We start from the raw sequence: 21,105 nt of genomic DNA, 5'->3' as shown, positions 1-21,105 counted from the left end.
ACAACTGCCTACAGCGCGTAACCCACCAAAAACAACGATGGGAGCAAGCCGTGGCGAGGGGATTGATCCTCTCGCCACGGCTTGCTCCCATGGGGTTTTGTCTTGGTGTGTGCGGTTACGCCGTCGGCAAGCTCGGTGCCAGCACCGCCTGGCGCTTGCGTTGAGTCAGGAAGTACGCGGCGTAGCACACCGCGATAAACCCGAAGCCCCAATACAGCGAAGGGCGCTGCGTTTCATCCAATGCCAGGAACACGAACAGCGAACAGCACAACGCAATGCAAGTCAGCGGCAACAGCGGGAACCACGGCGCGCGGTATTTCAAGTCGCTGAGCTTGCCGCCATCGCGCAGGTAAGCCTTGCGGAATTTGTACTGCGCCAGCGCGATCACGATCCAGGTCACCGTGCCCGACATGCCGCTCACCGCCATCAACACCATGAACAGCGTGTCCGCCGCGACGAAGCTGGTCATCAACGACACCAGCGCGAAGCACAAGGTGATGCTCAGCGCCCGCAACGGCACGCCGCGCTTGCTCAACGGCGACAGGCTTTTCGGCGCCATGCCGGTCTTGGACATCGCCCACAGAATGCGCGTAGAGGCATACAGGCCCGAGTTACCCACCGACAGAATCGCCGTAAGAATCACAAAGTTCATCAAGTCAGCCGCATAAGGAATGCCGACCATGTCGAACACTTGAACGAACGGACTTTCCATCAACCCGGCCTGCTGCCACGGCACGATTGCCGACAGCACCACGATCGCCAGCACATAGAAAATCAACACGCGAAACACCACGTTGCGCACGGCACGCGGGATGCTTTTTTCCGGCTGATCGGTTTCGCCGGCGGCCACGCCCATGATCTCGCAGCCCTGGAAGGCGTAGACCACAGTCATCATCACTGCGAACACCGCCGACAAACCGTTGGGGAACAGCGAGTCGCCGATCAGGTTGGTCATCATCGGTGCCGGTGCACCACTGGTCAGTGGGATCGCGCCGAAAATCACCAGCACGCCGACCACAATAAACCCGAGGATCGCCGCGACCTTGATCCCGGAAAACCAGTATTCCGCTTCACCAAAAGCGCGTGTCGCCAACGCATTCAGTCCGAACAGCACCACCACGAACAGCGCCGACCAGTACCAGATCGGAATGGTTGGAAACCAGCGTTCCATCAGCATGCCTGCCGCCGTGAACTCCAGTCCCACGGTGGTCGCCCAACTCATCCAGTACACCCAGCCGATCATGAAGCCGGTGGCCGGCCCGATGAACTTGGTCGCGTGGGTTTGAAACGAGCCGGACACCGGCATTTGCACGGACAATTCGCCCAGGCACACCATCACCAGGTACATCAGGAAACCGGCGACCAGGTAAGCGAGAATCGCCCCCACCGGCCCGCCCTGATTGATCGTCACTCCGGAGCCCATAAACAACCCCGTGCCGATCACGCCCCCAGTGACAACATGAAAATGTGTCGGCTTTTTAAAGCGCGGGTCAGGTGGATGCCATTACGTTCGATAGATTCGCTCATGTCCGCACCCCATCAGCAAGGTGCGCGTGGCGCGAGGAGGGATCAGCTTTACGGCGGTTCATTATTATTATCTCCAATAAGCTTCGAAGACCGCGCTGTGGCGGTTATCTCGATTATTGGAAGGCCATGTAAGCTCCCGTTGACCTTAACGCTCGAAGTTGTAAAAAGTCGTAACGAACTTGTATGTCAGGGGTGCAGCAGGTCGGTCAGCGTCTGTTGCGAATGCTGCAAGTGCGCGTGAACCTGCGGTGCCAATATCCGCAACCTTGATTCGTCGTTGACCAGCGCAGCCTCTTCCAGCGCGCGCAGCACAGTGGCCAATGCACGAAAGCCCAATGAGTCGCTGCTGCCGGCCAGGCGATGCGCCAGGTGAGCGACTTCGGTGCAATCGTCGGCCTCGATCGCTTCCGTGAGCGCTTCGCGATGCTGGCTGATCGAATCGCGCAACACCGCCAGCAATCCCTGGAGTTTCTGTTCACCGAGCAAGGTGCGGTGGGTGTCCAGCAACGGCCAATCCATTGCCTCGTCAACAGGCTGCGGCGTGGGTATGGGTGAATGCCCGGCCAGGGCCTGACGCAGATTGTCGAGTTTCAGAGGTTTGGCGAGAATGCCGTCCATCCCGGCATCCAGATAACCGCGCACCAGCGCCGGTTGCACACTGGCGGTCAGGGCGAAGATTCGGCATTGGCGGTTCGGGCCTTCGGTGCCGCGAATCAATGTGCACAACTCGACGCCGCTGATGCCCGGCAGGTGCACGTCGAGCAGGATCAAATCGAACGTCTGCCCGGCGCATTGCATCAGCGCCTGCTCGCCGTCTTCGGCGAGCCAGACCTGATGCCCGTCCCGTTGCAGCAAGCCGCTGACCACTTCACGGTTCAGCGCCACGTCCTCGACCACCAGAATCTTCAGCGACCTGCCGGGTTCGCTGCTTGACGCCACCTCGGTGGTGTCGGTCGACGGTTGCAACGTCACTTCAAACCAGAAACAGCTGCCCTGCCCGACCTGGCTTTCAACACCGATCTGCCCGCCCAACTGCTCCACCAGATGTTTGCAAATGGCCAATCCGAGACCGGTTCCGCCGAAGCGTTGCGCCACCTCCTCGCTGGCCTGCGTGAAGCGCTCGAAAATCTTATCCTGCACCGCCGGCGCAATGCCGATGCCGTTGTCCGTCACGCTCAGGCGCAGCCGTTGCCCGGTCTGTTGCGGGTTGGGAGCCAGCAGCACGACCTCGACTCTGACCTCTCCACCTTCGGTGAACTTGATCGCGTTGGCCAGCAAGTTGCTCAGTACCTGACGCAAGAATTGTTCGGCGCCATGGTGCCGGTCGGCAACCTGCGGATCCACCCAGCAGTGCAGCGTCGTGTCGTTGCTCAGCGCACGCGGTTCCAGCAGCGTCAGCACCTCGTCGAGCAACCGCTGGAGGGAAAAGTCGACCGGTTCCGGGTGGCTGACGCCCTCTTCCAATCGAGCGAAATACAGCACTTCATTGAGAATCGACAACAACCCTTCGCCCGCCTTGTACAACGCATCCAGACGTTTGCCGTTGCGCTCATCCAAGTGGGCGTCACGCAGCAATTCGGCCATGCCAAGGATGCCGTTGAGCGGCGTGCGCAGTTCGTGGCTCATGGTCGCCAGGAACCGTGATTTCGCAAGGTTGGCCGCTTCGGCTTCATCCTTGGCACGCATCAGGCTGGCGGTGCGGCGCTCGACCCTTCGCAGCAGTTCATCGCGGTTGTCTTGCAGGGCCAGTCGATCGGTTTCCCGGCGGTCAATGTCACTGAGGATTGCCCGGCGCATGTCGTCCAGCGCATGGGCCACGGTGTCGATTTCGTCCTCGTCGGCGCCACGGCGCTTGTCCAGCTGCAAGGGGTCGTGCCAGTCACCGGCGGCAACGCGCCGGGCGAACTCGGCCATGACTTGCAGGTGCCGCGTGACCAAGCGGTAAAACAGCCCCGACAGCGCCACCGCCAGCCCGCATAAGAACACGCTCATCCATAACAGGCTGGTCAAACCGGTGGCATACAAACGCTGGTGCACGGCGCCCAGATCGGTGCTGACCTCCAACTGGCCCAGATGCCGCAACGGCCCGGACGGCGGTTGATAGTCCAATTGAAAACGCTCAATGCGCAACGGCCCTATCGGCTCCGCGTTGCCATGCAGCAGATCGAAATCAGGGCTGATCAGATGCACCCGTGCCACGTCGGAAAAATCCACCAGGCCGCGTAACTGCACATTCAATTGTTCCTGGTTCAAGTCCCAGAGACTGCGCTCCAGACTGGCCAGATACCCGGCGCGAATCAGCTCCATGCGCGAATCGATCTCGCGCATCTCGCGGCGGTATTCGAAGTACAACTGCACGGTGCTCGCCAGGACGGTGAAGCACAGGCTGAACAACAGAATGAACAACAGCAGACGCCGCAACAGCCCTCCGGGCCGTGCGCCGATCATTTCGAATTCGCCGGCAGGTTGATCATGTCGCGGTACGTGACTTCGCTTTCGTCGAGCAAACGCTCGACCTCCCCGGCATCGACCATGCGTTTGAGTTGCGCATCGATGTCCGGCATGCGGCTGGCCAGTGGTGAACGGCGTGATACCGCAATCCGCAGGTAGTCAACGCTCAAGGAGGTCGGCAAGGCGACGATGTCTTGTGCGCCCGGCAGGTTCTCGACGTAAAGCTCGCCGGTGCGTCGCTCCGAGGTGATGAAGTCGATGCGCCCGCGAATCAGTTTTCCGAAGTTCTGGCGGCTGTCAGAGACCCACTCGATGTTTTGGTGCTGGGCGACCAAGCGGTCGAATTCCACGCCATAACTTTCACCGAACAGCAGCCCGCCACGGTAATGGGCCAGGTCCTCCAGACGCTCGAATTTCACCGGACGCTGGCGGTTGATGAACAGTGCGACCTCTTCACGCAACACCGGCACCGTGGAAAACATCATGCTCTGCTCGCGTTGTGCGGTGCTGTAGGCCAACACCACATCGACCCGGCCTTCAGCGGCGTCGAGCAAGCAGCGCTTCCAGTTGCCGAGCACGATGATGTCGACTTCATAGCCGAGTTTCTCGAAGAGGTTTTTCACCACGCTCGGGGCCAGGCCGCGCACCTGCTTGCCGTCACTCCAGGAGATCGGCGGGTAGACCGGATAGTCGCAATAGCGAATCTTTTCCGCCGCCATTGTGCTGTGGGCGACCAACCCCAGCAGCAGCGCAAACAGCCGCCACATAAGAGTCAGGCCGCTACGCTGGCGGTGAACAGGTAACCGGCACCGTGGATGGTAATGATCAACTGCGGCTCGGCCGGGTCGTCGTGCAACTTGCGCCGCAAACGTCCGACCAACACGTCGATGGAACGATCATTGGGCACCCACTCGCGGTTGCGGATCTGGTCCATCAACTGATCTCGGCTCAACGTGTGGCCGCTGTTGCGCAGGAACACGCTGAGCAGCTGGTATTCGCCGTGGGTCAGCAGGGTTTCGCTGCCAGTGGCGTCGATCAGCCGTCGGCGATCGGTGTCCAGCGCCCAGTCGGCGAATTGCTTGACCGGTTTTGCAATGGCCGCCACCGGCTGGGGCGCCTGCGCGTGGCGAACCCGGCGTATCAGGTTTTTCGCCCGGGACACCAGCTCGCGTGGGTTGAGGGGTTTGATCACGTAGTCGTCGGCGCCGCATTCGAGGCCGACGATGCGATCGATTTCATCGTTGCGCCCGGTGATCAGAATGATCCCGACTTCCGAACGGACCCGCAGCTCCCGGGTCAGGGTCAGCCCGTCCTTGCCCGGCAAGCGGATATCGAGCATCACCAGATCCACCGTCTGGCTCGCCAGAAAGGTTTCGGCCAGCTCCGCGGTGGCGGCGCAATGCACGTCATAACCTTCCTGGGACAGGTAGGCATGCAGCAGTTCGCGAATCAGCGGATCGTCATCGACGATCAGTACCCGAGGAGTCATCGCTAGGTGTCCCGCGTATGCCCGAAGGCGTGTTTCTTATTAGAGTGTTTTGTTGCCTTGGCGCCAGAGAGTATCGGCAGCTGAACGACCGATCAACAGCCCGTCGTCTGAACGCAAAACCGTTGACGACCGCCGGCCTGCAAGCCGTCGACCCAGGCTTCGCAAATCTGAATGCCTTGCTCCGGGGTAAAGGTGCCCGGGTTGAGTCCCGACTCCAGCCACAAACCATCAAGCAACGCGCTAAGGCTGATGGCGGCCAGGTCGGCATCGAAGTGTTCCCAGCCCTCCTCCTGCGCCAATTCGGTCAGGACTTTACGCAAGATGCCGCGATACTCGCCGTAGGAATGCTCGTGCGCGAGGTTGATTGATTCCGCCGTGCGTACAGCCCCCCAGAATGCCAGCCAGGCATCAATCAATTGCGGGTCGAGCAATTCGGCTGAAAACGAGCCGCGAAAAAACGCCGACAAGCGTTCCCGGGCGCTGGGTGCCGCGTGTTCCATGGCGTCGCGCAGCAACCCCATGACCCTGCCAGTAATCGCCCGGTAGGCCTCGGCCACCAATTCGTCCTTGCCGGAATAATGATGGCTGATCAACCCGACCGAGACGCCGGCCTCGGCGGAAATCTTGCGGATCGATGCGCCCTGAAAGCCGTGGCGCTTGAGGCAAACCAGCGTGGCTTCGATCAGGTTGGCCTTGCGCAACTCCGGCTCCATGCGGGAAAAACGGGCTTCCTGACTCATGCGCGACACTCTCCGTGGATCAATCATTAGGGCGCGGCGGTGAACGCCGCGGGCTGAACGACTGTACAGCAAGAGCGTGGCAAGTCTCCAGTCAGTCGCGATAACCCGGCGCCACCCGCTCAAGCAATCGCAACAGCGCGGCCCAGGCCAACTGCATGGCATCCGGGTCGCTCAACTCCCCTTCGTCCAGCGGCCGGCCAGGATCATTGAACTGACGTTCGGTGTGTTCGCACACCTCGCTCGGCGGCAAGACCAACTCACCGGCAGCTTGCGCAGCGAGCTGGATTTCACAGGCTTTTTCCAGGTAGTACATGCGCAAGAAGGCCTGCCCCACGGTCTGGCCAACGGTCAACAAACCGTGATTACGCAACATCAGCACCGGCTTGTCGCCAAGGTCCTTCACCAGACGCTGCTGCTCGCTCATGTCCAGCGCCACGCCTTCATAGTCGTGATAGGCCACCCGCCCGTAGAACTCCATGGAGATCTGATTCACCGGCAACAACCCGCACTTCAACGCCGCGACCGCGCAGCCGGATCGGGTGTGGGTGTGCAGCACGCACTGCGCATCGTCACGCGCACCATGAATGGCGCTGTGAATCACAAAACCTGCCGGATTCACCGGATACGGCGACGGCTCCACGGCCCGGCCATCAAGGCCGATCTTCACCAGATTCGACGCGGTGATCTCATCGAACATCAGCCCGTATGGATTGATTAGGAAGTGATGCTCAGGCCCCGGCAGTCGCACCGAGATGTGGGTAAAAATCAGATCGGTCATGCGAAAGTGCGCGATCAATCGATAACAGGCGGCCAGTTCCTCGCGCAGATGCTGTTCCGTCGTGCTGCGCAGCGGGTGGGCGATCTCGTTCATTGTTGCGGTTCTCCAGGGTAATCGACTGCGCAAAACAGTAAGGCCGGACGCGGTGAAACGTCCAGCCGCCAGCGGCTACTTGCTGGCCCAGGCATTAAAACGCTCTTCGAGTTCTTCGCCGTGATCGACCCAGAACGCCACGTCCATCGACAGCGCGCCTTTCAGGTTTTGCGGCGCCGTGGGTACCCATTGCGCGAGTTTGCCGTCGAGTCTGGCTGCCGCTTGCGTATTGGTCGGGCCGTAAGGGATCTGCTCGACATACTTGACCTGCGCGTCCGGCTGATTGGCGAACGCGATAAAGCGCTTGGCCTGATCGACATGTTTCGAGCCTTTGATGATCGCCCAGTAATCCATGCCATACAGACTGCCCGGCCACACCAGCCCCAGGTGACTGCCGTTTTGCGCGGCAGCGGCCACACGTCCGCTGTACGTCGAGGTCATCACCACATCCCCGGCCGTCAGCCATTGCGCCGGTTGCGCGCCGGCTTCCCACCACTGGATGTAGGGTTTGAGCTCGGTGAGCTTGGCGAAGGCCCGGTCGACACCTTGCGGCGTGTTCAACACTGAATAAACGTCTTCGACTTTCACGCCGTCGGCCAGCAACGCGAACTCCAGGTTGTACACAGCACGCTTGCGCAGCCCGCGTTTGCCGGGGGTTTTCTGCACATCCCAGAAGTCGGCCCACGACGTCGGAGCCTGCGCCAGCTTCTGCGTGTCGTAGGCAATCGCCACGCTCCACACCAGCGCTGCCGAACCGCACGGCTGCGCGGCGTCGGGAATCAATTGTTCGACGCGACCGAGGGTTTTCCAGTCGAGTTTTTCATACATTCCTTCATCGCAACCGCGCATCAGGTCGGGGCCTTCTATCTGCACCACGTCCCAATCGGCGTTGCCGGTGTCGACCATCACTTTGATCCGGGCCATCTCACCGTTGTATTCGCTTTGAATCAGCTTGCTGCGATCCGCAATGCTGAACGGCTGGAAGAACGCCACATCCTGGGCTTTCTGGCCGGCGCCGCCGTAACCCACCACCACCATGTCCGGTGCTGCCTGAGCGCTGCCAAGGCTGACGGCCAAGGACAGCATCAAGGGATAAAAACCGTGCTTGAGCGTATTCGATTTCATCAGTGGTTCCTCTTGCCGGTGCCACTCGACTCAACGTCGACGTGACCCTTTTTTATTGTTGTGAGGTTCGCCCCAGGTGCGGGCGCCAAACGAATCTACTGCGAGGCACAGTAAAAAAACAAGTTGATTTTTTACTACAGGTAAATTTCTATAGGCAAATAATAACAACACCGAAAAGCCGGCCTTTCGGCTGCAGCCTGCCTGGAGTAACCGTCCCATGCCGACCTCGTCCCCCGCTTTTGCACACCTGTTCGAACCCTTGCAGCTGCGTGGCAAACGCCTGAAAAACCGCATCATGTCCAGCGGTCACGACACCTCGATGCCCACCGACAACCTGGTCAACGAGCAACTGATCGCTTACCACACCGCTCGGGCCGAAGGTGGCGTCGGGCTGATCGTGTTGCAAGTGGCCGGGGTGCATGACAGCGCGCGGTACACCTCCCATGTGCTGATGGCCACTGACGACGCTTGCATCGAGGGCTATCGGACGATCGCTGAACGTTGCCATGCGCACGGCACCGTGGTGCTGTCGCAGATCTTCCATCCAGGTCGGGAAATCATGGAGTCCAGCGATGGCTTGCTGGCCGTCGCCTACTCGCCGTCAGCGGTGCCCAACGAGCGTTTCCGGGTGATGCCGCGTGCGCTGGATCAAGCGATGATCGACGAGATCGTCGCCGGTTACGGCGCCGCTGCCCGACGTCTGTACCAGGCCGGAATCGACGGTGTGGAAGTGGTCGCCAGCCATGGCTACCTGCCGGCGCAATTCCTCAACCCCAGGGTCAACCGTCGCACCGATGGCTATAACGGCGAGCTGGAACAGCGCCTGCGTTTCCTGCGGGAAGTGATCGCGGCGGTGCGCGCCAACACCGATGAGCACTTCATCGTCGGCCTGCGCATTTCCGCCGATGAACGCGATCCCGAGGGGCTGACCGAGGACGAATCCCTGGCCGCCGTGCAATCCCTGCAACCGATTCTGGACTACGTGCACATCGTCGCCGGCACCTCGGCGTCTTTAGGCGGCGCCGTGCACATCGTGCCGCCGATGGCGATCGAAGCCGCTTATCTGGCCAAGGAAGCCGGAACGTTCAAGGCCGGGTTGTCGATTCCACTGTTCGTCACCGGCCGCATCAACCAGCCGCAAGAAGCCGAGCTGATTCTGGCTCGTGGCCAAGCCGACGTCTGCGGCATGACCCGCGCCCTGATCTGCGACCCGCAAATGCCCAACAAAACCGACACTGGCCATGTCGAAGACGTGCGCGCCTGCATCGCCTGCAACCAGGCCTGCATCGGCCACTTCCACAAAGGCCTGCCGATTTCCTGCATCCAGCACCCGGAAACCGGGCGTGAATTGATCTTCGGCCAGCGACAACCAGCGGCCCAACGCAAGCGCATCATGATCGCCGGCGGCGGACCGGCTGGGATGAAAGCCGCCGCCGTGGCCGCCCAGCGCGGCCATGACGTGACACTCTACGAAGCCAGCTCGCAACTCGGCGGCCAGGTCCTGCTGGCGCAACTGCTGCCCCGGCGTGCCGAATTCGGCGGCGCCAGCACCAACCTGCAACGCGAAATGGAGCTGGCCGGGGTGCGCGTTGTGCGCAATACCCGCGTGGACCGGGCGCTGGTCGAACGCGAGCGGCCGGACATGGTGATCGTTGCTACCGGCGCCGAACCGTATTGGCCGGACTTCGAGCGAGGCGGCGAATTGCAGGTCGTAGACGCCTGGCAAGTGCTGCGCGAGGAGGTGCAAATCGGTCGTTCCGTGGTGGTCGTCGATTGGCGCGCCGACTGGATCGGACCCGGCATCGCCGAACGTCTGGTACGCGCCGGGCACCAGGTGCAACTCGCCGTCAACGGCACCCATTGCGGGGAAAACCTGCCGCTGTACGTGCGCGATCAACTGGCCGGCGAACTGCACAAACTCGGCATCCCGATCACCCCCTACGCCCGCCTCTACGGCTGCGACGACAACACCGTCTACCTGCAACACACCGCCAGCGGCGAACCGATGCTCTTCGAAAACATCGACACACTGGTGCTCTGCCAGGGCCATCAACCCGTCGACACCCTCGGCGCCGAGCTGCAAGGTCTGGTGGAATTTCGTCGCATCGGCGACTGCCTCGCCCCGCGCACCGCCGAAGAAGCCATCTACGAAGGTTTGAAAGTCGCCTGGGCGCTTTGAGGCTGTTTTATACTCCGGGGCTTTTACACACCCCGGTTTGGAGCACGCCATGAGCAACAGCAGCAAGATGCCGCCTGCCAGCAGCGCGCCCACACAGGACAGCGCCACGGCAGAACCGCATTTTCTCGGCACACGGATTCGTGGGTTGCGTAAACGTCGGGGCATGACCCTGGCGGAACTGGCGCAGATGAGCGAGCTGACGGCGGGGTATATCAGCCAGCTGGAACGGAATCTGGCTTATCCGTCGATTCCTGCGCTGTTCAATATCGCGCGTAGTTTGGGTGTGACCATCCAATGGTTCTTTGCCAGCGAGGGCACTACAGCGCCTGAAGACAACGGCGTTGTGGTGCGCAAGAACACTCGGATGAGCGTGCATTATGAGGACGGGATTGTGGATCAGCTGCTGACGCCGCAGCCGAATCGGCAGTTGGAAATGCTGCACTCACGGTTTCCACCCGGGACTTACAGTCAGCAGAGTTACAGCCATGAAGGGGAAGAGGCTGGGTATTTGCTGTCGGGGAGTTTTGAGCTGTGGGTGGGGGAGCGTTATTTCCAGCTGAATGAAGGGGACAGTTTCAGTTTTTCGAGCCAGGAGCCGCATCGGTATGGCAATCCTGGTGAGGTGGACGCGGTGGTGATCTGGGTGATTACGCCGCCTTCGTTTTGAGGGGCTGGCGACCTCAGAGCGCAGACAAAATCAGGGTGTCGGCAAATTGCACGAAAAAACCGGCGTTTAGCCGGTTTTTCTTTTTACTCGCTCATTTACAACCAACCGAACCCTTTTCCCATCATGGCTGCCAAGCCCAGCGCCGTGGTGATCAACGCGCCGAACAGTAAACGAAAATCCGTTCGAGCGTCTTTGCGGTGCTCCCGAAAATCCGTTCGAGCCTCTTGACGGTGCTCACGAAACTCCACGCGAAGGTCACCAATGTCACGTCGGACGTATTCGATATGCGTCTCAAGTTTAGATACTCGCGGTTCCAATGGGTTTTCTCCTGGAGGACCTGATGGTCTTCGTCCATTCTCGTCAGTGCCACTTCTTTTGTTGCTCGGGAAGCGGTCGGGGTAATGCTCATCAAGGTTTACCAGCACAAAAGGTTCACTCATCGCAGACCTCCAGCGCTACGGTTTTGCTGCTGTCTTCGACGACGATATCTGCCAGCACATTGAGCGAATGCAGGCGAATAAATCCGCAGTATTTGCAATTAAGCATCACCGCCGGCGTGCCGGAGCGGAAATACTCTTTGCCACACGCCCAAGGCAACCCGACACCCGTCGCCCCGGCCTGGAGTGGTAACTCCCACTCATCATGCTCACAGAACGGGCACCCGGTATTCTTTATTCGCGCTTTGAAAATGTTGGCCAACCGCCCGGTATCCAGATGAAGATCCCCAGGCATTGGCTTGCCTCGTGACACCCCGGTCTGATCATTACTCTGAAAACCATCTTCACTGCTGCTGTACATCGCTACCTCCTCCTTGAGGGAATAAATCATCGATTAACCGATCAACCAGAAGATGGTGCGTAACGTCCAGCCACCTGCTCGACCGCGAAGTCATTACGGATGCCTTCGCTGAAAAACGAATATACCTTCGATCAATCTCGGACGTATCCGCGTGCGAAGTAGGACGATTCTCTCGTTTGTGTCAGCCCGGAATTACGCCTGTGAGATCCGTCCACGGGCTCTTGCGAAAGCTGCCAGCGCAAGGTCACAGATTTCTCTGATGAGTGGGGTCTTCGGTTGAAAAGGTCAGTGGCCGTTCCGGCATTGCACCGGCATTGCCTACAGGTTCTGCTTGAGGTCTGGAAATGATCGGCGCCACCAGTCGCAACACACCCCTCTCAATCAATGAGAGAAGTCCAAAAGTAATGAAGCCAAAAATCAGCCCGACAACCAAAATGCTCAATGGGTGAATTTGCACGGCGTCGGAGCTGTCCAGCATGTAGAGAAAAGCCTGAACAGCGACGGCCACACAGGCCGCCAAGGCTGCAATCAGCTTGATAATCAACCAAAGCCGCCGCCATCTATTCATGCTCTTCCCCGCTATCCGGTGATTTCGCTCTTTATTGCATGATAGCTAATGAGCGGGATGCGCCTTTTTTTCTCGCTTGGTCGGGCTTCGCTTCTTTGTCAGAGTGGGGTCGGTACCAGAATATCCGGGTGACTCTCGCTGAAGTTGTAGGCAAACTCCGAGAGTTGCGTAAGGAAGCGCGTTACTGTGCATTTCAGCAAGCTACCGCCTTGTTGCCCCTATCTTTGTCGGGATACTCTCCAGACGTCGCTGCACATTCAGCGATCGGGCGTGAGACCCCGGGGACAATCAAGGCGCAAAGCGCCACAGAACCTATGCGGCGTTTTTTTTCGTCAGCGAATCGGTTTTATGGCGGCTGTGCGTGGGAGGCTTTCGGGCCTACCGGTTACCTTGATTGCCGGGTCTCACACCACGCACGGCTGCCACCCCGCTTTTGAGACAGCGAAGTGGCAGTTCTTCTAATCAAGGGAACTGATAATGAACAAGCTAAATCCATGTCTAGTCCTGAAACAGGTGTAAACCTTATTCAGGACGGGACATTGGAAACAAAAAAGCCCCGTAACTTTTCAGCTACGGGGCTTTTTCTATGTAATGGCGGAGAGATAGGGATTCGAACCCTAGGTACCGGTGAAGGTACAACGGATTTCGAATCCGTCCCATTCGGCCACTCTGGCATCTCTCCAACGGCGCGCATCATAACAACACTTTCGCCGGAAGCGAACCCCCTAAGCGAAATTTTTCCGTGCTATCAGATGCTTGCGTCGATTAAAGCGGTACGCCCAGACGATTGGCGACTTCTTCGTAGGCTTCGATGACATCACCGAGGCCCTGGCGGAAGCGGTCTTTGTCCATTTTCTTGCCGGTGGCCTTGTCCCACAGGCGGCAGCCGTCCGGGCTGAATTCGTCGCCCAGGACGATAGAGCCGTCGGAGAACACGCCGAATTCGAGTTTGAAGTCGACCAGCAGCAGGCCGGCGTCGTCGAACAGTTTGCTCAGGACTTCGTTGACCTTGAGCGACAGTTCTTTCATGCGAACCAGTTGCTCGGCGGTGCCCCAACCGAAGGCCACGACGTGGGATTCGTTGATGAACGGGTCGCCCTTGGCGTCGTCCTTCAGGAACAGTTCGAAGGTGTAAGGGTTGAGCTTCATGCCTTCTTCGACGCCCAGGCGCTTGACCAGGCTGCCGGCGGCGTAGTTACGCACGACGCACTCGACCGGGATCATGTCGAGTTTCTTCACCAGGCATTCGTTGTCGCCCAGCAGTTTGTCGAACTGGGTCGGCACGCCGGCGGCTTCGAGTTTCTGCATGATGAAGGCGTTGAACTTGTTGTTCACCATGCCTTTGCGGTCGAGCTGCTCGATGCGCTTGCCGTCGAACGCCGAGGTGTCGTTGCGAAACAGCAGGATCAAGCGGTCAGCGTCGTCGGTCTTGAAAACCGATTTGGCTTTGCCGCGGTAGAGTTCTTCACGTTTTTCCATGATGGGCTCCGCTTGCTAAGTAGGTGGGCTAGGCGATGTGTCGCCAGTCGAGCCCTGAATCTTGATCGGCCAGTTGCAGCCAGTCCGGGTCGCACCCGAGGGTGTCGACAAAACATTGCCGGGCCAGCTGCGGCAGGTTGTTCTTGCTGCTCAGATGGGCCAGGACCAGGTGTTGCAGGCCTTGCCAGCCCAACTCAGACACCAGGAATGCCGCCTGGTGGTTGTTCAGATGTCCCAGTTCACCGCCCACCCGCTGCTTCAGGAAGTACGGGTAGTGACCGCGAGCGAGCATGTCACGGCAATGGTTGGACTCGATCATCAGCGCATCGAGGTCCCGATAGCCGTCCAGCACCTTATTGCAATACGAGCCCAGATCGGTCAGCAGGCCAAAGCGCCGCTCACCGTCGCTGAAAACGTACTGCGTCGGTTCCTGTGCATCGTGGGCCACGGCAATGACGCCGATGCTCAGTGCGCCGATCTGCAGTTGCTCGCCGCCAGCCAGAAGGCCAGCCGGTTCAATCGGTTTGCGCATCCCGCGCAGGGTCCCGCGACTGAGGTAGACAGGCAGATTGTAGCGCCGAGACAGCAAACCCACGCCATGCACGTGGTCGGCATGTTCGTGGGTCACGAGTATCGCGCTCAACTGCGCAGGGTTCACACCCAGGCGCAGCAGGCGTTTTTCAGTTTCCCGCAGGGAGAAACCACAATCCACCAGCACATACGTATCAGCACTGGCTATCAGCGTGCCGTTCCCTTGGCTACCGCTGCCGAGAACGGCAAAACGCATGTGATCAGCCCAGGTTGTCCTGAATCACGCTCAACACTTTGCGCGCCACTTCTGCCGGCGCCACGGTGTTGATGTTTTTCTCGACGGTGACCTGGACGTTCTCGCCTACCTTGCTCAGGCGAACCTGATAACGCTCGGCACGGGCTTCAACTTCTTCCTTGCTCGGCGCGCTGCCGAACAGGCTGCTGAAGAAGCCAGGCTTCTCGTCTTTCTTCTCGGCTTTTTCGGAGAGATTGATGTAGTACAGGCCCAGGCTGCGGTTGATGTCTTCAACGCGCCATTCGCCCTGTTCCAGCGCACGACCAACGCTCGACCAGGCACGATCCAGGTCATTGCCGACGTTCAGAACCGGGTTGCCGCTGCCGTCTTCGCTCAGGCTGACACGACTCGGCGTATCGAAATCACGCGAAGCCAGCATGGAAACCGAACCGCCCTTTTCCGAGATGCGGCTCATGCTCGCGAGCATGTCGTCGACCAGTGCCGCGTCCAGGCCAGTGTTGACCGAACGGTTGGTGAAGGCCACGTCGGCGGTGCTGCCGGCAGGACGCTCGGCGCTGACCACGTAGATTTCGCTGGTGTTGCGCTGAACGCCCGGCTCGATACGCACTCGAACGCGGGTTTCGCTGTCGGTGCTGACGCCAGCGGAACTCAGGCGCTTGGCCATCGCTGCCGACAGTTCGTCGGAACGCTGCCAGGTGGTGGTGAATTCACCGGTTTGCGGCTTCTGTTCGTCCAGGCGGAAACCGTTGTCCTGGAAGAACTGTATCGCCACTGGCCAGGCTTCGGCAGGTGGATTCTGGGCCAGGATCGAGCGCGAATCACCGCTCTTCTGCAGCGAGTAGGCGCTGGCGTCAGCCGATGCCGTCAGTGGCTGCGGACGCGGCACGATGTATTCGCCTTTGGCGGTGTCATCAGCCACGTTGCGCGGGATCGGCAGCAGCGGATCCAGACGCTTGGCGGTGCTGACATCCGTTGGCAGTTGCATAGGTGCAGTCTGTTGCGCTTCCAGGTAATCGCTACCACGGTCACGGAAATAACCTTCCGGGCCCCAGACCCATCCACAGCCACTGGTGCTGGAGATAATCAAGGCAAGTGCGGAAAGTCCGGCCAATCGCTTCATGCGTAGTGCTTCCTCAATTAAACCAGTACGCCGGACTGGCGCATGGCCTGCCGCAGCGGTTCGTGACAGGCAGCGCTGAGCCAGGTGAGCGGCAGACGAATACCGTCCGGCATCAGGCCCATTTCATGCAGCGCCCATTTCACGGGGATAGGGTTGGATTCGATAAACAGGGTTTTATTGAGCGGCATCAGCTTTTCGTGAATCGCGCGGGCCGTGACGGCGTCGCCTTTCAGGGCAGCGTTGCACAGGTCGCTCATGTCGCGCGGGGCGACGTTGGCGGTGACCGAGATGTTGCCTTTGCCGCCGAGCAGGATCAGCTCGACTGCGGTGGCGTCGTCACCGGACAGCACCAGGAAGTCTTTGCTGACGCCGTCGATGATGGCTTTGGCGCGGGCCAGGTCGCCGGTGGCTTCCTTGATGCCGATAATGTTTTTCACGGTCGACAGGCGGATCACGGTTTCGGTCAGCATGTCGCAGGCGGTACGGCCCGGCACGTTGTACAGGATCTGCGGGATGTCGACGGCTTCGGCGATGGCTTTGAAGTGCTGGTACAAGCCTTCCTGGGTCGGCTTGTTGTAGTACGGCGTCACCAGCAGGCAAGCATCGGCGCCGGCGGTCTTCGCATTGGTGGTCAGCTCGATGGCTTCGCGCGTCGAGTTGGCGCCGGTACCGGCGATCACCGGAATGCGCCCTGCCACCTGCTTCACCACGTAACGAATCACTTCGATGTGCTCGTTCACGTCAAGGGTGGCCGATTCACCTGTAGTGCCGACGGCCACGATCGCGTGGGTGCCGTTCTGCAGGTGAAAGTCCACCAGTTTGCTCAGGCTGTCCCAGTCGAGACGACCTTGTGCATCCATGGGTGTGACCAGTGCCACCATACTGCCCGCAATCATGCAACCGCTCCTGCCGGAAAAAGAGAGCGGTAATGGTACTGGCGCCAAGATGCTTGTACAAGCAAAGTACTGCGCTGCTGCCATTCCCCTTGGCGCTGCTTTTCGCTACCCTTCAGGCTTTGATCGGTACTGATAAGCTCGCACGTCGGGTTTGAGCCTCCATTTTCGGCATCACAAGCCCCGATCCAGCGTTGCCACCCCTCGCTCCTGCCTTGATGGAGCACGTTGCAACCTTCGGCCCGGGTTTTTTGAATTCGCATCCGCAGGCTCGCCCCCGGTAGTAAAAGCCCGTAAAAGTATCGACCGCTCATCGCTTTAGGAATGCTGCATGTCCACCCCCACAGTTCGCGAACAATTCCTTGTCATCAGTGCCCTCGGCGCCAACCCCATGGAGCTGACTAACGTCCTGTGCCGCGCCAGCCATGAAAACCGCTGCGCCGTGGTCACTTCTCGCCTGACCCGTCATGGCGAGTGCAGCGCGTTGATCCTCGAAATCTCCGGCAGCTGGGACGCCCTGGCGCGCCTTGAAGGCAGCCTGCCGGGCCTTGCCAAGAAGCATGCATTCACCGTTAACGTGGTGCGCAGCGCGGCGCTGGAGAATCGTCCTCAGGCTTTGCCTTACGTCGCTTATGTCAGCTCGGCCTATCGCTCGGACATCATCAACGAGCTGTGCCAGTTCTTCATGGACCACAACGTCGAGCTGGAAAACCTGACCTGCGACACGTATCAGGCGCCGCAAACCGGCGGCACCATGCTCAACGCCACGTTTACCGTGACCTTGCCGGCGGGCGTGCAGATCAGCTGGTTGCGCGATCAGTTCCTGGATTTCGCCGACGCGCTGAACCTGGACGCACTGATCGAACCGTGGCGCCCACAAAACCCAATGTAAGGAAGCTTTCATGGCCGTTGCCATCGACCAACCGGTTGCCGACTTCGAAGCACCCGCCACCAATGGACAGACCGTCAGCCTCGCGGGCCTTAAAGGCAAGCAAGTGGTGATCTACTTCTATCCGAAGGACAGCACGCCGGGCTGCACCACTCAGGGCCAGGGCTTTCGCGATCAGCTTGACGCCTTTAAAGCGGCAAACACCGAAGTCTTCGGTGTTTCGCGTGACAGCCTGAAATCCCACGAGAACTTCAAGGCCAAGCAAGCGTTCACCTTCGAGCTGATCAGCGACAAGGAAGAAGCGCTCTGCCAGCTGTTTGATGTGATCAAGCTGAAGAAGCTGTATGGCAAGGAATACATGGGCGTCGATCGCAGCACATTCCTGATTGATAAGGACGGAGTGCTGCGTCAGGAATGGCGCGGTGTGAAGGTGCCGGGGCATGTGGATGCGGTGTTGGCGGCTGCACAGGCGTTGAACAAGGCCTGAGTTTTATCGTCGTCTGTTCGGACACTATCGCGAGCAGGCTCGCTCCCACGGTTGACCGAGTTGGCCAGCCTGACGCGATCCGATGTGGGACCGGGCCTGCTCGGGAGCCGCCACCTGCCCCACTGCCTCATCCCGGCTGACTGCTAAAGCAACGGCGCCACCACCGGCTCCTTGCGCGGCCAGGCATCCAGCACAGCCTTGAACAGCGTCGCCAGCGGAATCGCAAAGAACACCCCCAGAATCCCCACAACCCGCCAAACAACAGCACCGCACAGATAATCGCCACCGGATGCAAATTCACCGCCTCCGAAAACAGCAGCGGCACCAGCACATTCCCGTCCAGCGTCTGGATAATCCCGTAGACCGCCATCAGGTAAATGAACTGATCGCTCCAGCCCCACTGAAACAGCGCGATCAACATGACCGGCACCGTCACCACCACTGCGCCGACGTAAGGCACCACCACCGACACCCCCACCAGCAACGCCAGCAACGCCGCTTAGTTGAGCCCCAGTACGACGAACCCGATGTAGGTCACACCGCCGCAGATGAAAATCTCGATGACTTTACCGCGGATGTAATTGGCGATCTGCCGGTTCATCTCATGGGCAACCCGGGTAATCAGCGCCCGTTCACGCGGCAGGTAGCCGCGCACCCACTGACCGATCATCTCGCGGTCCTTGAGAAAGAAGAACACCAGGATCGGCACCAGCACCAGGTAGATCATGATGTTCACCAGCAGAGGCAGACTCGACAGCGAGAACGTCAGTGCCCACTGACCGAACTTGCCGATCTCGCCCCGCGCCACCTCGATGGCCTGCAACACCTGCTCGTCCGACACCAGGTGCGGATAGCGTTCGGGCAGCAGCAACAGCAGCGATTGCCACTTGGCCAGCATCCCGGGCAGTTCGTTGAACAGCGTGATCAACTGATGCCAGAGCAACGGCACCACGACAATAATGAACACCAGCAAAACGCCCATGAACAAGGCGAAGACCAACCCCACCGCGACCCCACCGGGCATGCGCAGGCGTTCGAGGGTAACGACCAGGCCCTGCATCAGATACGCCAGCACCATCCCGGCCAGCACTGGCGCGAGCATGCCGCCCAACGTCAGTACGGCGGTAAAGGCCAGAAACAGCAGCACCGCCAGCACCACGGCTTCTTCATCGGAAAAGTAGCGCTGAATCCAGTCGCGTAACACCTTGAACATCAATAATCCTTAGAAATGAACGCAGCAGGTTTCAGGCTTTTTTCAACCAGTAGCGGTAAACACCCGCCTCATCTTCTTCGCGAAGCAGCGTATGACCGGCCAATCGGGCAAAGGTGCGAAAGTCGCGCTGGGAACCCGCATCGGTGGCGATGACCTTGAGCACCGCGCCACTGGCCAGTCGATTCAGCTCCAGCTTGGCCTTGAGCAATGGCAGCGGGCAATTCAGGCCACTGGCATCCAGTTCGGCGTCATGGGTTACAGCATCGGTCATTGCATCGCTCCGGGTCAGGTGGTGGAGTTGCCTAGAATATCTGGTCCCGGGCCAAGTGTCCGGCTACAGTAAGGTCTTTGTCGACTAAGGCTTTGTGCATGACTTTTTTGCGCCCTACCCTGCTGACGCTCGCTTGCCTGCTCGCCTCACCGGGCTTCGCCGACGACTTGCCGTCACTCGGCGACGCCAGTTCTGCCATTGTCTCGCCGCAACAGGAATATCAACTGGGCCGTGCGTGGCTCGCGCTGTTGCGCAGCCAGGTCTCGCAGCTCAACGATCCGCAGCTCAAGGATTACGTCGAATCCAGCGTTTACCGCCTGGTGGAAACCAGCCAGGTCAATGACCGGCGCCTGGAGTTCATCCTGATCAACAGCCCGCAGCTCAACGCCTTTGCGGCGCCGGGCGGTATTGTCGGGGTCAACGGCGGTCTGTTCCTCAATGCGCAGACCGAGGGCGAATACGCTTCGGTACTGGCGCACGAATTGGCTCACTTGTCGCAACGCCACTTTGCCCGAGGCGTGGAAGCCCAGCAGCGCATGCAAGTGCCGATGATGGCGGCTCTGTTGGCCGGGATCGTCATTGCTGCTGCCGGTGCCGGTGACGCCGGGATCGCGGCGATTGCGGGCACTCAGGCGGCGGCGATTCAGGAACAACGACGTTTCTCGCGCCAGAACGAACAGGAAGCCGACCGTATCGGCATCCTCAATCTGGAAAAGGCCGGTTATGACCCGCGGTCGATGCCGACCATGTTCGAGCGGTTGATGCGTCAATACCGCTTTGACGCCAAGCCACCAGAATTCCTGTTGACTCACCCGGTGACCGAATCGCGGATCGCCGACACCCGCAACCGCGCCGAACAGGCCAAAGCGGGCGGCGTCGAAGACACCATGCGCTATCAGCTGATTCGTGCACGCGTTCAGCTGGTCTATGAAGAAACCCCAGGCTTGGGCGCCAAGCGCTTTCGCGCGCAGCTCGACGAGAACCCGAAAAATGACGTCGCTCGTTATGGCCTGGCAATCGCCCAGATCAAGGGCGGCCAGTTGAATGAAGCTCGTGAGAACCTCAAGCTGCTGCTGGCCAAATCACCGAACGAGATCATCTACAACCTGGCGCAGGTCGACCTGGATATCACCAACAATCGCCTGCCCGATGCTCAAACACGGGTTGACCGGATGCTCACCCAGTACCCTGGCAACTATCCATTGAACCAGGTGCGTGTCGATCTGTTGTTGAAACAAAACCGCGCCGCCGATGCGGAAAAGGCGCTCGAAGGCCTGCTGAAATCGCGCCCGGACGATCCGGACGTGTGGTATCAGGTGGCCGAGACTCGCGGCCTGTCAGGCAACATCATCGGTCTGCATCAGGCTCGCGCGGAGTACTTCGCCCTGGTTGGCGACTATCGCCAGGCCATTCAGCAACTGGACTTCGCCAAGCGCAAGGCCGGCACCAACTTCCCGTTGTCGTCGCGTATCGACGCCCGGCAACGTGAGTTGATGGAGCAGGAACGTATGGTCAAGGACATGATGGGCTGACCTGCTTGCGGAACATAAA

19 protein-coding genes, 1 tRNA gene and 2 pseudogenes are annotated in these 21,105 nt (G+C 59.8%); 5 read left to right on the top strand and 17 right to left on the bottom strand.

What is annotated here, in order from left to right:
* Positions 1-115: 115 nt before the first annotated feature.
* The 7 genes and pseudogenes from HP062_RS28295 to HP062_RS28265 form a co-directional block, all read right to left on the bottom strand.
* Positions 116-1,527 (bottom strand): annotated as a pseudogene (locus HP062_RS28295) (amino acid permease).
* 186 nt (positions 1,528-1,713) lie between these two features.
* Positions 1,714-3,975, bottom strand: coding sequence for an ATP-binding protein (locus tag HP062_RS28290; RefSeq protein ID WP_172792385.1), 2,262 nt, complete (start codon positions 3,973-3,975; stop codon positions 1,714-1,716).
* A complete protein-coding gene (locus HP062_RS28285; protein WP_154913887.1) occupies positions 3,972-4,745 on the bottom strand; it encodes an ABC transporter substrate-binding protein in 774 nt (257 codons plus the stop codon). The genes HP062_RS28290 and HP062_RS28285 overlap by 4 nt, the downstream gene beginning before the upstream one ends.
* 5 nt (positions 4,746-4,750) lie before the next feature.
* Positions 4,751-5,467, bottom strand: a complete 717-nt coding sequence (locus HP062_RS28280) for a response regulator (RefSeq protein WP_010462198.1) — start codon at positions 5,465-5,467, stop codon at positions 4,751-4,753.
* 92 nt (positions 5,468-5,559) lie between these two features.
* Positions 5,560-6,207 (bottom strand): TetR family transcriptional regulator C-terminal domain-containing protein, encoded by a 648-nt coding sequence (locus HP062_RS28275; RefSeq protein ID WP_010462200.1) that lies wholly within the window; start codon positions 6,205-6,207, stop codon positions 5,560-5,562.
* A 91-nt stretch (positions 6,208-6,298) separates the two neighbouring features.
* Complete coding sequence (locus HP062_RS28270; RefSeq protein WP_172792384.1) at positions 6,299-7,078, bottom strand: class II aldolase/adducin family protein; 780 nt, start codon at positions 7,076-7,078, stop codon at positions 6,299-6,301.
* Positions 7,079-7,153: 75 nt separating this feature from the next.
* A complete protein-coding gene (locus HP062_RS28265) occupies positions 7,154-8,203 on the bottom strand; it encodes an ABC transporter substrate-binding protein (protein WP_077750049.1) in 1,050 nt (349 codons plus the stop codon).
* 217 nt (positions 8,204-8,420) lie between these two features.
* On the opposite strand from HP062_RS28265, the gene HP062_RS28260 reads away from it, so the two are divergent.
* Positions 8,421-10,382, top strand: coding sequence for an FAD-dependent oxidoreductase (locus tag HP062_RS28260; protein ID WP_083374820.1), 1,962 nt, complete (start codon positions 8,421-8,423; stop codon positions 10,380-10,382).
* Between the two features lie 67 nt (positions 10,383-10,449).
* Positions 10,450-11,049: a cupin domain-containing protein gene (locus HP062_RS28255; RefSeq protein ID WP_042932918.1), complete on the top strand. Its 600-nt coding sequence runs from the start codon at positions 10,450-10,452 to the stop codon at positions 11,047-11,049.
* Between the two features lie 95 nt (positions 11,050-11,144).
* Here the strand turns inward: HP062_RS28255 and HP062_RS30840 are convergent, their stop codons facing one another.
* From HP062_RS30840 to dapA, 8 genes are all read right to left on the bottom strand, one after another.
* Entirely contained in the window at positions 11,145-11,489 is a 345-nt protein-coding gene (locus HP062_RS30840) for a hypothetical protein (RefSeq protein ID WP_197678981.1), read from the bottom strand.
* A complete protein-coding gene (locus HP062_RS28245) occupies positions 11,482-11,847 on the bottom strand; it encodes a hypothetical protein (RefSeq protein WP_077750054.1) in 366 nt (121 codons plus the stop codon). Before HP062_RS28245 ends, HP062_RS30840 begins: the two co-directional genes overlap by 8 nt.
* A 244-nt stretch (positions 11,848-12,091) precedes the next feature.
* The gene (locus tag HP062_RS28240; RefSeq protein ID WP_172792383.1) at positions 12,092-12,415 is read right to left on the bottom strand and encodes a hypothetical protein; all 324 of its coding nucleotides are present in this window, start codon (positions 12,413-12,415) and stop codon (positions 12,092-12,094) included.
* A gap of 592 nt (positions 12,416-13,007) precedes the next feature.
* A tRNA-Ser gene (locus HP062_RS28235) sits at positions 13,008-13,097 on the bottom strand.
* A gap of 83 nt (positions 13,098-13,180) precedes the next feature.
* Complete coding sequence (gene purC, locus HP062_RS28230; protein ID WP_008034929.1) at positions 13,181-13,894, bottom strand: phosphoribosylaminoimidazolesuccinocarboxamide synthase; 714 nt, start codon at positions 13,892-13,894, stop codon at positions 13,181-13,183.
* 28 nt (positions 13,895-13,922) lie between these two features.
* Positions 13,923-14,681, bottom strand: a complete 759-nt coding sequence (locus tag HP062_RS28225; RefSeq protein ID WP_008153089.1) for an MBL fold metallo-hydrolase — start codon at positions 14,679-14,681, stop codon at positions 13,923-13,925.
* A gap of 4 nt (positions 14,682-14,685) precedes the next feature.
* On the bottom strand, positions 14,686-15,801 hold the full coding sequence (bamC, locus tag HP062_RS28220; RefSeq protein WP_077749619.1) for an outer membrane protein assembly factor BamC: 1,116 nt from the start codon (positions 15,799-15,801) through the stop codon (positions 14,686-14,688).
* A gap of 17 nt (positions 15,802-15,818) precedes the next feature.
* Positions 15,819-16,697 (bottom strand): 4-hydroxy-tetrahydrodipicolinate synthase, encoded by an 879-nt coding sequence (gene dapA / locus HP062_RS28215; protein ID WP_010462253.1) that lies wholly within the window; start codon positions 16,695-16,697, stop codon positions 15,819-15,821.
* Positions 16,698-17,025: 328 nt separating this feature from the next.
* Here dapA and HP062_RS28210 point away from each other — a divergent pair, with 328 nt between their 5' ends.
* Positions 17,026-17,586 (top strand): glycine cleavage system protein R, encoded by a 561-nt coding sequence (locus tag HP062_RS28210; RefSeq protein ID WP_010462255.1) that lies wholly within the window; start codon positions 17,026-17,028, stop codon positions 17,584-17,586.
* Between the two features lie 10 nt (positions 17,587-17,596).
* Positions 17,597-18,070, top strand: a complete 474-nt coding sequence (locus tag HP062_RS28205; protein ID WP_010462257.1) for a peroxiredoxin — start codon at positions 17,597-17,599, stop codon at positions 18,068-18,070.
* 143 nt (positions 18,071-18,213) lie between these two features.
* Here the strand turns inward: HP062_RS28205 and HP062_RS28200 are convergent.
* Both HP062_RS28200 and HP062_RS28195 read right to left on the bottom strand, forming a co-directional pair.
* Positions 18,214-19,283 (bottom strand): annotated as a pseudogene (locus tag HP062_RS28200) (AI-2E family transporter).
* A gap of 31 nt (positions 19,284-19,314) precedes the next feature.
* Positions 19,315-19,554 (bottom strand): sulfurtransferase TusA family protein, encoded by a 240-nt coding sequence (locus HP062_RS28195; RefSeq protein WP_007898654.1) that lies wholly within the window; start codon positions 19,552-19,554, stop codon positions 19,315-19,317.
* A gap of 98 nt (positions 19,555-19,652) precedes the next feature.
* Between HP062_RS28195 and HP062_RS28190 the strand changes: the two genes are divergently transcribed.
* Complete coding sequence (locus HP062_RS28190) at positions 19,653-21,086, top strand: M48 family metalloprotease (protein ID WP_010462262.1); 1,434 nt, start codon at positions 19,653-19,655, stop codon at positions 21,084-21,086.
* Positions 21,087-21,105: the final 19 nt, after the last annotated feature.

The sequence above is a fragment of the Pseudomonas sp. B14-6 genome (assembly GCF_013260315.1).
Classification (GTDB): domain Bacteria; phylum Pseudomonadota; class Gammaproteobacteria; order Pseudomonadales; family Pseudomonadaceae; genus Aquipseudomonas; species Aquipseudomonas mandelii.
The sequence above is the reverse complement of the archived record's forward strand: the minus strand, read 5'-3'. Positions and strand labels throughout refer to the sequence as shown.